The sequence below is a fragment of the Psychrobacter vallis genome (assembly GCF_904846715.1).
GTDB classification, from domain to species: Bacteria; Pseudomonadota; Gammaproteobacteria; order Pseudomonadales; family Moraxellaceae; genus Psychrobacter; species Psychrobacter vallis.
In genome coordinates, this window is record NZ_CAJHBU010000024.1 from 32,425 (window position 1) to 43,342 (window position 10,918).

11 protein-coding genes are annotated in these 10,918 nt (G+C 42.1%); 5 read left to right on the forward strand and 6 right to left on the reverse strand.

Annotated elements, in window-relative coordinates; all coding sequences use genetic code 11:
* Positions 1 to 242 precede the first annotated feature (242 nt).
* The 4 genes from JMY02_RS12460 (at position 243) to JMY02_RS12475 (ending at position 4,837) form a co-directional block, all read left to right on the forward strand.
* Positions 243 to 1,379 carry an aminotransferase class V-fold PLP-dependent enzyme gene (locus JMY02_RS12460; protein ID WP_201598784.1) on the forward strand — a complete coding sequence of 379 codons (1,137 nt, stop codon included), beginning with the start codon at positions 243 to 245 and terminating at the stop codon, positions 1,377 to 1,379.
* Between the two features lie 192 nt (positions 1,380 to 1,571).
* Entirely contained in the window at positions 1,572 to 2,009 is a 438-nt protein-coding gene (locus JMY02_RS12465; protein WP_201598786.1) for a YeeE/YedE family protein, read from the forward strand.
* A 69-nt stretch (positions 2,010 to 2,078) separates the two neighbouring features.
* Positions 2,079 to 2,498, forward strand: a complete 420-nt coding sequence (locus tag JMY02_RS12470; RefSeq protein ID WP_201598794.1) for a DUF6691 family protein — start codon at positions 2,079 to 2,081, stop codon at positions 2,496 to 2,498.
* A gap of 203 nt (positions 2,499 to 2,701) precedes the next feature.
* Positions 2,702 to 4,837 carry an NADPH-dependent 2,4-dienoyl-CoA reductase gene (locus JMY02_RS12475; protein WP_201598795.1) on the forward strand — a complete coding sequence of 712 codons (2,136 nt, stop codon included), beginning with the start codon at positions 2,702 to 2,704 and terminating at the stop codon, positions 4,835 to 4,837.
* A 71-nt stretch (positions 4,838 to 4,908) separates the two neighbouring features.
* Here the strand turns inward: JMY02_RS12475 and JMY02_RS12480 are convergent, their stop codons facing one another.
* The 6 genes from JMY02_RS12480 to JMY02_RS12505 all read right to left on the reverse strand — a co-directional run bounded on the left by JMY02_RS12480 (position 4,909) and on the right by JMY02_RS12505 (position 9,633).
* Positions 4,909 to 6,270, reverse strand: a complete 1,362-nt coding sequence (locus JMY02_RS12480; RefSeq protein ID WP_201598796.1) for a HEPN domain-containing protein — start codon at positions 6,268 to 6,270, stop codon at positions 4,909 to 4,911.
* Between the two features lie 229 nt (positions 6,271 to 6,499).
* Complete coding sequence (locus tag JMY02_RS13665) at positions 6,500 to 6,625, reverse strand: lipoate protein ligase C-terminal domain-containing protein (protein ID WP_227678518.1); 126 nt, start codon at positions 6,623 to 6,625, stop codon at positions 6,500 to 6,502.
* A 34-nt stretch (positions 6,626 to 6,659) separates the two neighbouring features.
* On the reverse strand, positions 6,660 to 7,223 hold the full coding sequence (locus JMY02_RS12490) for a hypothetical protein (protein WP_201598797.1): 564 nt from the start codon (positions 7,221 to 7,223) through the stop codon (positions 6,660 to 6,662).
* Positions 7,220 to 7,870 (reverse strand): hypothetical protein, encoded by a 651-nt coding sequence (locus JMY02_RS12495; protein WP_201598798.1) that lies wholly within the window; start codon positions 7,868 to 7,870, stop codon positions 7,220 to 7,222. Before JMY02_RS12495 ends, JMY02_RS12490 begins: the two co-directional genes overlap by 4 nt.
* Position 7,871: 1 nt before the next feature.
* The gene (locus tag JMY02_RS12500) at positions 7,872 to 8,411 is read right to left on the reverse strand and encodes a PAAR domain-containing protein (protein ID WP_201598799.1); all 540 of its coding nucleotides are present in this window, start codon (positions 8,409 to 8,411) and stop codon (positions 7,872 to 7,874) included.
* A gap of 217 nt (positions 8,412 to 8,628) precedes the next feature.
* Positions 8,629 to 9,633, reverse strand: coding sequence for a lipoate--protein ligase (locus JMY02_RS12505; RefSeq protein ID WP_201598802.1), 1,005 nt, complete (start codon positions 9,631 to 9,633; stop codon positions 8,629 to 8,631).
* 272 nt (positions 9,634 to 9,905) lie between these two features.
* On the opposite strand from JMY02_RS12505, the gene JMY02_RS12510 reads away from it, so the two are divergent.
* Entirely contained in the window at positions 9,906 to 10,802 is an 897-nt protein-coding gene (locus tag JMY02_RS12510) for a DMT family transporter (protein ID WP_201598803.1), read from the forward strand.
* The last annotated feature ends 116 nt before the right edge of the window (positions 10,803 to 10,918 follow it).

Genomic DNA, 10,918 nt, shown 5'->3' on the forward strand with positions numbered 1-10,918 from the left:
AAAAACCTCGCGGTATCCATGCTCTCTCGTTATATAAACATATCGTTGTCAACCTATAATATCAATGCTAATATCAAACTGTTATGAGTATCATAAGTGCTGATAATTTTTTGTTATAGTTGATGCTAAATAAAACAAATACCTTATATTTTAATGCTGAACTCACTATATAAGTCAGCTGTTTTTCTCTAACCAAATGTGAGAAGCATCAAATTACCTAACCATTAATCTGGGAGCGTTCCATGACTGCATTACGTCAAGACATTGATCCAAACGGCTTATTAGAATACTCAGTGGTCTACACTGACCGCGCGCTCAATCACATGTCTAAAGCCTTTCAGCAAGTGATGAATGACCTATCTAACGATTTAAAGTCGGTCTATAACGCTGAAGCTGTCGTGATCGTGCCTGGTGCTGGAACTTATGGGATGGAAGCGGTTGCGCGTCAATTGGCACAGAATGAAGACTGCTTAATCATCCGTAATGGCTGGTTTAGCTATCGCTGGACGCAAATTTTGGAAAAAGGCAAAATCGCTAAGTCATCTACCGTGTTAACCGCTCAGCGTACTGATGATAGTGAGTTGCCAAAACCGTTTGCGCCAGTTGATATCGACACGGCTGTAGCGACAATCAAAGCAGACAAGCCTGCCGTTGTTTTTGCCCCGCATGTTGAAACCTCATCGGGCATTATCTTATCAGCCGATTATATTAAAGCCTTGAGTGACGCTGTTCATAGCGTGGGTGGTTTGTTGGTTATTGACTGCATCGCCTCAGGTTGTGTGTGGCTGGATATGAAAAATTTGGGCATTGACGTCCTTATCAGCGCCCCACAAAAAGGCTGGAGCAGTACCCCATGCGCGGGTTTAGTAATGCTAAGTGATGCCGCCGTCAAAAAAGTAGACAGTACCGAATCGGATAGCTTTAGCCTAGACCTAAAACAGTGGCTAAACATCATGCGTGCTTATGAAAATGGCGGACATGCTTATCATGCAACCATGCCGACGGATAGCTTGCGTCAATTCCGCGATACCATCTTAGAAGCTAAAAACATTGGCTTCGATAAACTGTGTGATGCACAGTGGGAATTGGGCAATCGTATCCGTAAAATTTTGGCAGAAAAAGGCGTTGAAAGCGTCGCAGCCAAAGGCTTTGAAGCGCCAGGCGTGGTCGTGGCTTATACGGATCGTGACGATATGCATAAAGGCAGTGCTTTTGCTGAAGCTGGCGTGCAAATCGCTGCTGGTGTCCCCTTAAAGGTCGGCGAGCCTGATAATTTTAAAACGTTCCGCTTGGGTCTATTTGGTCTTGATAAACTGACGGATGTGGATGGTGCGGTACAGCGTTTTGAATCAGCGCTTGATGAGGTGCTTGCTAAGTAGCACTCATTCAAGAAGCACGATTGGCGGTATCCGGCTTAAAAAGTACTGAACCTATGTAATTGTACTGAACCTATATAATTATGATGTGGGTTCAGTATTTTTTTACCTTTTCATTATATTTTATAATATAATGTATTAATATAAAATGAATAATAAATCTACTTTTAATCATAACCCGTTTAGGTACAAGTCATGAGTATAGAAATAGACTGGCAAGCATTTACCCCAATCTCCTTAGTTGGAGGCCTGATACTGGGCGTAGCGACGGTCATACTGCTGCTGGGTATCGGCCGTATTGCTGGTATTAGTGGTATTTTCTCAAGTTTGCTTAAGCCCAAACGGGTGGAGATGTGGCAGGTACTATTTATACTGGGTCTTGTCGTCTCGCCAGTGTTATATGGTTTGGTCAGACCGGTACCTGATGTAGAGATTAGTACGTCTTTGCCATTGCTCATTGGGGCAGGACTGCTGGTCGGTTTTGGTACGCGTCTAGGCTCAGGCTGTACCAGCGGGCATGGCATCTGCGGTAATGCGCGACTGTCACCACGATCGATGGCAGCGACGGTGACCTTTATGTTATTTGGTATCGTGACCGTCTATATTGGTCGGCAGGTCTTAGGATTAATTTGAAGGGCATAGCCGCACGTTGCGCAGACGGCGTTTAGTACTATTCATACAAGATAATAGTGAGACAGAGCAATGCTAAAAAATATAATTGGATTACTGGCGGGATTATTATTCGGCTTTGGATTGCTGATATCCGGCATGACTGACCCTGTCAAAGTACAAGGGTTTTTGGATGTTTTTGGCGCGTGGGATATCTCTCTTGTGCTGGTAATGGGTGGCGGCTTAATAATCGCGATTGTGGGCGTACAGCTTGCCAAATGTCAACAAAGCAGCTGGATTGGTACGTCAATTGATCTGCCAAACAAAACCACCATCAATAAAAACCTGCTTATCGGCGCGATGCTATTTGGTATTGGTTGGGGGCTGGTGGGTATTTGTCCAGGACCAGGTATTGTGCTGTTAGGGACGGGGCAGTGGCAAGCATATGTATTTATCCCAGCGATGGTAATGGGTATGTTGATTTATCAATGGTTTGAGCCTAAGCTTGGGTAATGCTGCAAAAAATTTGCATCAGCAGTACGTGTTGTATCGATATTACTTTTCACCGACTATAGAGCAAGTAGTTTGACGAACATAGTGTTCACTCATCAGTCGCTTGTCTGCGTAGCTGAGAATAATGGCGGTGTGTTACGATGACAGTAACGCTAACTCCTATCGCATGTTTAGTCTTACAACCGCTTCATAAGGAAAATGATATGCCAGCCAGCTCGACTGCCAATACGATTGACACTGCCAGCACCAATGAACATTATCCGCATTTGTTCGAGCCGCTAGATTTGGGCTTTACCACCCTAAAAAACCGTTTGGTCATGGGTTCTATGCATACTGGGCTTGAAGACCGTTTTTATAATTACGGTAAACTGGCTGCGTATTTTGCGGAGCGTGCCAAGGGCGGCGTCGCCATGATGATTACAGGCGGTATCTCGCCCAACCGCGAAGGCTGGTTACTCCCTGCTGGCGGCACGATGAACACAAAAGCTGACGTGATGAATCATCAGCGTGTCACCCGTGCAGCACACAAATACGACAGCAAAATCATCATGCAAATCTTGCACAGTGGTCGTTACGGATATCATCCATTTGTGGTGTCAGCCAGTCCAATCAAATCGCCAATCTCACCTTTTAAACCACGCAAAATGAGTATCAAAAACATCGAGCAAACGGTGAAAGATTATGCTCGCTCAGCAAAACTTGCCAAGCAAGCGGGTTACGATGGTGTCGAAATCATGGGGTCTGAGGGTTACTTGATCAATCAGTTCTTATCGCGTCACGTCAATAAACGTAAGGACATTTATGGTGGTGATATTCAGGGTCGGATGAAATTTGCTGTCGATGTGGTGAAAGCCGTACGCGAAGCAGCAGGAGAGGATTTTATTATCCTGTTCCGCCTGTCGGTGATTGATTTGGTCAAAGATGGCAATGTCATGGATGAAGTCATCACTGTGGCCAAAGCCCTAGAAAAGGCGGGCGTGACTATTATGAATACAGGTATCGGCTGGCATGAAGCGCGCGTACCGACCATTGTCACCAGCGTACCGCGTGCTGCCTTTGTTGATTTTAGCGCCGAAATCAAAAAGCATATCAGCATTCCAATGATGGCGGCCAATCGTATCAATATGCCGGATACGGCGGAAGAAATCATCGCCAGTGGTCAAGCAGATATGATTCAAATGGCGCGTCCCTTCTTAGCTGATCCGGACTGGGTAAATAAAGCTAAAAATGGCGAATCCAATCGCATTAATACCTGTATCGCCTGTAATCAAGCCTGCCTCGATCATACTTTTGAGCATAAACGCTCGACCTGTTTGGTCAATCCACAAGCGTGCTACGAAACTGAATTGGTTTATAAAAAAGCGAAAAAACCCAAAAAAGTTGCAGTCATTGGTGGCGGTGTCGCTGGTATGTCGGCGGCGCACGTGGCAGCGCTGCGCGGTCATGAAGTCACGCTGTTTGAAGCCAAGGATATCTTGGGTGGGCAGTTTAACTACGCCAAAGTCATCCCTGGTAAAGAAGAATTCTTTGAGACCATTCGCTACTATATCAATGAGCTTGCGCACTTGGGCGTTGAGGTTAAACTCAATACCAAAGTCGATAAAACCATGTTAGAAAAAGCCAAATTTCATCATGTCATCGTCGCGACTGGCGTCGTCCCAAGAAGCCTAGCTGGTAAACTTGAAGGCGCTGATTTGCCACAAGTGATGAGCTATGCGGAATTGCTCTCTGGTGAAAAATCTGTCGGTGATACCGTCGCCGTTATCGGCGCTGGTGGTATTGGTTTTGATGTTAGTGAGTATCTCACCGCACGACATGGTCAGCCGCTTGATGAACTAGGCCCTGAGTTGCTAAAAGACCCAAGCTATCGTCCAACAGCGCAATCGATCAGCGAATGGCGCGAAGAGTGGGGCGTGACCGAGGATACGGACTATCAAACGGATGGAGGACTGATAAAGCCTGAAGCCATCAAACCGATTCGCCAAGTCTATCTGATACAGCGAACCAAAGGGCGCTTGGGCGGTGGTCTCAATAAAACCACAGGCTGGGTACATCGCGCCCACGTCAAGTCGCACGGTGTCATCCAAGTATCGGGTGCTCAGTATAATAAAATCACCAATGAAGGGATTTGGATTACCAACAATCAAGGTCAAACGCAATTATTACGTGTGGATAGCGTTGTCGTCTGTGCTGGTCAAGAATCAGTCGTCGAGCTGATGCCAAATGTCGGTGATGCGCCAGACGCGCAATATCATCTAATCGGTGGTGCTAAGCTCGCGGCTGAATTGGATGCCAAACGTGCGATTCGTGATGGGGCTGAGGTTGCGGCGGGGATTTAACAAGTAATTTAAAGTAGCAAATTAAAAACGGTAGGGGAGCAATTTCCTGCCGTTCTTTCTTGATTTAGTGATTATGAACTTATAATTTTCTTTGTTTTATATTTTTCATCTTCACATATTTCTGATAGTTTAGAATACATACTTTTTAGCTTTGTTTCATAAGAGTCAAACTCTAAACCTAACTCATAAAACCCTATACATGCAGAAAGTATAGCTGGATATGCAAGCTTAAAAGGGTCAAAACCTAATTCTGTGTCATAAGTTTTGTAAATACTTTGTGATCCGTGAACAAAATCTGATCTTAACTTATACATTTTTTTCGACTCCTTATACCTTGCGTCAATTTCACTATGATATATAGCAATCAGGCAGGAAACTCTGCGACAAAAGTTTTCTGTTATATCTTTATTTTTTTCTTCATTTTTTACAGTGACTAGCCTCTCCATTGCTGTGACTAGCTTAACAACTTGAGCGCTACTATTATTGTCTCTAGAAGCATCACCGAACCAATAGAAAGCATCAATGAGACGGTCAGCCAAACACTCTTTATTAGTAGGAGATGCTGCTCGTAATATAAGTTTTTTAATGACGAGCCCTAAATCTGTTTCTAAGTCTTCTTCAAAAGTGTTCCAAAAATCTTGTAAATCTTCGCCAAACGCATATGAGCCTCCAATCCAATATTTATCGCGACTACTAGCAATATAATGATTGATATTATTTTTGATGGGATTGTTCATTAAGTTTACTTGATTAGCTTTGATCTCATAAGAAGTAGTAAAAACTTTAATAACGCCATAGATAAATGCTGCAACATTTTGCGCTCTACTTTCACTCATTTTATTTGAGCATTTTGGTATTGTAATACTAAGAAGACAATTGAAACTATTAGGGTTGTTGTTTTTTATAAAAGGATCATAGTCGCTATCATCTTTAACTTTCGCATAAATATTATTCTTGTGAATTATTTTCGCACTACCTATCTGTATCTCTTTTTCAGGACTGAGACTAGGTGCATTAAAGGGGAAGAAGTATGTAATATCCTTAGCTTCTCTATATATGTTTTTACGTACTTTTGATATCAACTTTATGCATCCAGACGTATCAAAACTTCCATCATTTTTCAAATGAAGATACATTTCATTTCTAATTTCACAGATACACTCATCTATTGTTATATCATCTAGCGATAGACACTGTCTTTTAGCAATTTCATGTAGTTTTCTCTGAGCTTTAGAGGAAAGAAAGAACTGAACTTGATTTTGAATTGCTTCTCCAGCATTCTGAGGAGATTGTAATACAGCTGTCATAAGGTCAATATCATTATCAAAACTATTCTTATAAAGTTCTGGAGACTGATTGAAAGTATCTTTAAGGGACTGTATCTCATGGAAGATAATATTTAAATCTTTAACATCCTCTTTAGAAGCACTCATAGTATTGATTCCTCTTTTATCCTATGACAAGATATTGTTAGTAGTAACGTTTCTTAAGCATATAGAAAATTCAATTTTATTTCTCCAGCTCTCCATCTAACCACTTCTCGACGTCATCAATTTGCGCTGCTAACTCAGGATTTACTTTACCCGATTCATCGAGCTTATTTTTGATGTCACCTTTGTTGTATTTAATCCCTGTCAGCGTGTCTTTTAACAGGTCGATTAGCTAAACATTTAACGCATCAGAGAAAATTACGACCTCGCGAATGACGGCTTGCTTCAGATCAAGGTGCAAATCAATAATGACCCAGTCAAAGTGCGTCTCAATGTGTTGGCTAAACTCAAAGGCTATTTCTAATAGGTTAGTCTTGGTTCATTATATATTTTTATAGAAAAAAGCCTTTTACCCACTCTTTCAGCTTTTGAAACCAAAACTTCCTCTCTTCTAGTTCTTTATCAGTACAGTAGTTAGTGACTTCATCTGAATTTGGAGTGACTCTTCCACGATCTGCTTCAACAATTTTGTAGGTGTTATTATTTTTAATGATACAGAATTCCGAAACATAATTAGCACCATTTGCATATTCGTTTCGAATTCCTAATTTTAACTCGATCCCATAAGGCTTATTGAGACGGATAGTAGGTTGACTCGTTAAAGCTTCCATCTGCGATATTGGTAAGCAGCTCTGTGGGCTATTAGGTATATCTAAGTAAGTATTGTGTACTATGAACAAGTCTTTCGAGCCTTCAAATACTATTGCATATGTCAGTTTGTTAATATCTTTTTCTAATTCAACTTCCCTTGTATAACCTGATAAATAGAGGCAAGGTTGGTTGTTTTTAACAGTAATATCAACTTGTCCATAATCAGGCTTTGACATGGCTTGACATGTGATGGATGTTCCTAGTATTAAGGTAAAGATCATTATTTTTTGAAAGTTATGGTTCATATCGTTACTCCTGTAGGGAGTAAGTCTCTGTTAAAAGGGTCGGAGAAAAATGCTTTTAAAATTTTATAATAATCATCTCGATACTGATAGTAGTCTGATCTAGTTTTCCTTATAGATATGTCGTAATAATGAGCTATAATTTCTGCTTGCTGTTCCATGTTAAAGTTCGGAAAATTCTTATTATCTTTAACGATATGAAAGTTATAGGCCATAGGTTTATTTACAGCCTTACCATTATGCTGAGCATCCTCTCCAAAATAATCACCGCGCGCAAAAATACATGCTCCTGCTAAAAGAGTGTTATAGCTGAGTTGATATTGCCATATATGTGCCATTTCGTGAATAAACCAATTCTTTTTAGTTTGTGATACTGAATTGTTAGAAAAATCAGGATAATTATCATAAGACTTCGATGGAAGAGTAATCTCGTTACCTAGTGTCCTAGCGTTTCCAGTCACGTCGTGAAATATTCCACCTCTACATATAAAGACCAAATCGTAATTTATCGAACCTTGAAACATAGTACGAGCCATCTGCTTCTCACCAGAAGTAAGTTTTCGTTTCGTTTCAACCTCAATGCACTTATGACCGTTATTATCTTTCCTAGTAAGTCTGTAGCTACCGCAGCTAATTTCTTTTTGTGCCATGCTATCTCTCCTCGTCTATCAGTAAATGAACACTTACTTCAGCAGGATGGTTTGCTTCAATAGTTTCAGTAAAACCTTCTTCGTCGGTCTGACCTTCAATCGATTTATTATCATAATCTAGCCGATACTTAACATAACTTAGGGGTTGTTGAGTGGTTTTATCTAGTAATTGAAATCTATCGTCATAGGTCTCATTATCTACCGTTTCACTAAACGAGTCACTCACATCCGACTTAGGAAACACCAAAGGCGCAGCCTGCGCAATACTTCCTACATCAAAATCCGATTCCGCAAACGCTTGCTGAATCGCAATCAGCTTAGCCCCGCAGCTGGTGACATCGCCGCCACGGGCAATGGGTGCACCATCGACGATAAAAGAGGCATCGCCACTAACAATAGTGGTCACCTTTTTGCATTTTTTACACATGACTTTATCGCCCTTGCGAGCGACAGGAATGCCGTTATGAGTGGTGTGCGGTGAGCCAGTGATTACTGTCCCACCATGAGAAGTCTTTGCGCCAACGGTGATATAGGCTGCCATGTTGCCACCTTGCTTAACTGTCCAAAGTTTAAATTCTTATAGCGACTCTTATGTGCATGACATTATAGAGGGCTAAAGCATTAAATATCAAACTTAAGTTCATTTAAAGGTGCGGTTTGTATGGCAGGCTTGATCTATATTGAGATTAAAAGCATGGTAAGTATTGATAATAATAAACATCTGACTATTTTGCTCAGTAGCAATAACAAGCAAAAATCTAACCTTGCATCTCATCAGTCAACCAATCAGACACATCTTCAATTTGCGCTGCCAGCTCTGGCTGCGCCTCTTTTAACGCATCAAGCGCCAATTTCACGTCATTTTTGTTGTACTTAATGCCAGTCAACGACTCTTTTAACCACTCAATTAATTCAACATTCAACGCATCAGAGAAAATGACCACATCGCGAATCACTGCTTGCTTTACATCAAGATGCAAATCGATAATACCCCAATCAAAACGCGTCTCAATATGATGACTGAACTCAGGGGTTTTGCCAAAGCGCCAGTCCCAGTCCGCCATTTGCTCATAGTATTTATTGAGCGTGGGCTGCTTGGCAAGGCTGGCTTCATCCAATTCTTCTACTGGTGCAGTATCGCCATAATATTCACAAAATGCCTCAATAATTGCCTCAGATAACGTCTCGTGATTAATGTTTTCATTGAACTCAATCAAGTTGGCGACGCGGGCGCGGACAGATTTGATACCTTTGGCTTTGAGTTTCAGCGGATGCGGATTGAGGTAATCACCCAGTTTTTGCATATTGGCATTCACTAATAATGTGCCGTGGTGAAAACTGCGATCGGCTGCATGTTTGAAAGCGCTGCCTGATATCTTGCGGTCGCCCACTTGCATGTCGTTACGTCCAGACAGCGCAGCGTCTATGCCCGACTTTTTTAGTGCATTGATGATGATGGCGAAGTTCGCTTCTTGGTCGTAGCTGTCTTTGGGCGATAAAAAGGTGAAATTGGTGTTGCCCAAATCATGAAAAACCGCGCCACCGCCACTCTGACGCCGCGCCAAAAAGATATCGTCCGCTTGCATTTTATCGATTTTACATTCTACCCATGGATTTTGTGAGCGCCCGATAACCACAGTTTCGCTGTTGCGCCACAAGAATAGGGTGTGTGAATTGGCGTCCAATGCTTGGAATATCCAATCTTCGGTCGCGAGGTTAAACCAAGGGTTGGTCACGGCAGACTTTAAGATGCGTAGGTTCATTTGTTTTCCTTTTTATTATGCGTTTAGGTGTTATAAATAGGCCTGTAAATTGGGTGCAACCATTTTTACCGATGCGACTTTAAAACTCAATTATTATCTGGTGAGATTGTTTGAGACATTTGAATGCCATAAAAACCTCGATAAATACAAAAAATACAACACCCATTGAGCGCGTAAAAAGTTATCATCGAGGTTTTTTACTTTCCCGCCACTTTTCACGACTGAGCATTTTTCATTTAGCAATGCCGTCCCACGCTCGATAGGATCAACCCATGACCAACCGCGACCTCATCATTTTCATAACACTGTCCTTTATGTGGTCGCTGTCTTTTATCTTTTATCGTATTGGCGTGCCTGAGTTTGGCTCCTTGGCTTTTGCCAGCCTGCGCGTGGTATTGGCCGGACTCACCATGCTGGTTTTTGTGTTGTTAAAAAAGAAAAACAGACAAGGCATTCGTGAAAACTGGAAGGTGCTGACGCTGGTCGGACTGTTTTCTGCGGCCGTGCCATTCATTCTATTTTCTTTTTCGGCACGTTCGGTAAACGCTGGCGTACTGGCAGTGCTTAATGCCTCAGTTCCTATGATGAGTGGCTTTATCGCCAGTACATTCTTTAAAGATCGATTGTCAAAAAAGCAGATTTTGGGCTTGGTGATTGGTGTGATTGGTGTAGTGATTTTGATGAGTGAAAACTTATTTGGCGAGCAGGGTGCCACGTCTGGGTCTGGGTTATTGCCGATGGGCTACGCATTACTGGCGTGCGTTGGGTATGCGGTTGGGGCAAACATTACCAGAAATTATTTGGACAACGTTTCACCAGTGGCGATCACCGCAGGTTCGCTCATCATTGCCAGTGTCATCATGCTGCCGATTGCGCTGTATGAATTTCCTTATGGCAAGAGCATCAGTGTGACGGCGTGGGTTTCTGTCATTTGTATTGGCGTGTTTTCGACGGCCATCGCGCTGATTTTTATGAATCAATTGATTAAAAGCATTGGGCCGATGCGGGCGACCAGTATTACGTTGGTGATTCCTATTTTTGCGATTATTTTGGGTTATCTGTTGCTTGGTGAAGCTTTGGATACGCCAGCGATTATCGGCTCGGTGGTGATATTGTTTGGCACGTATTTGTCTTTAGAAATCTCTATCAAAAAAATGTTTAAGTCATAATTTAAAAAAAATTTATCCCAGTCTCGCTGACTCTCTTTTAGGGGCTGTAGTAGATAAGGATTAAATATCACACCATTTCCTCAGAGTTTTAAGCTGATTAGATGGTGACCCGTAGT

Excerpts from the sequence above, each read along its gene's own strand:
- JMY02_RS12490 (WP_201598797.1), bottom strand. The coding sequence starts at position 7,223 with ATGAACCATAACTTTCAAAAAATAATGATCTTTACCTTAATACTAGGA.
- JMY02_RS12465 (WP_201598786.1), top strand. The coding sequence starts at position 1,572 with ATGAGTATAGAAATAGACTGGCAAGCATTTACCCCAATCTCCTTAGTT.
- JMY02_RS12500 (WP_201598799.1), bottom strand. The coding sequence starts at position 8,411 with ATGGCAGCCTATATCACCGTTGGCGCAAAGACTTCTCATGGTGGGACA.
- JMY02_RS12495 (WP_201598798.1), bottom strand. The coding sequence starts at position 7,870 with ATGGCACAAAAAGAAATTAGCTGCGGTAGCTACAGACTTACTAGGAAA.
- JMY02_RS12510 (WP_201598803.1), top strand. The coding sequence starts at position 9,906 with ATGACCAACCGCGACCTCATCATTTTCATAACACTGTCCTTTATGTGG.
- JMY02_RS12480 (WP_201598796.1), bottom strand. The coding sequence starts at position 6,270 with ATGAGTGCTTCTAAAGAGGATGTTAAAGATTTAAATATTATCTTCCAT.
- JMY02_RS12460 (WP_201598784.1), top strand. The coding sequence starts at position 243 with ATGACTGCATTACGTCAAGACATTGATCCAAACGGCTTATTAGAATAC.
- JMY02_RS12505 (WP_201598802.1), bottom strand. The coding sequence starts at position 9,633 with ATGAACCTACGCATCTTAAAGTCTGCCGTGACCAACCCTTGGTTTAAC.
- JMY02_RS12475 (WP_201598795.1), top strand. The coding sequence starts at position 2,702 with ATGCCAGCCAGCTCGACTGCCAATACGATTGACACTGCCAGCACCAAT.
- JMY02_RS12470 (WP_201598794.1), top strand. The coding sequence starts at position 2,079 with ATGCTAAAAAATATAATTGGATTACTGGCGGGATTATTATTCGGCTTT.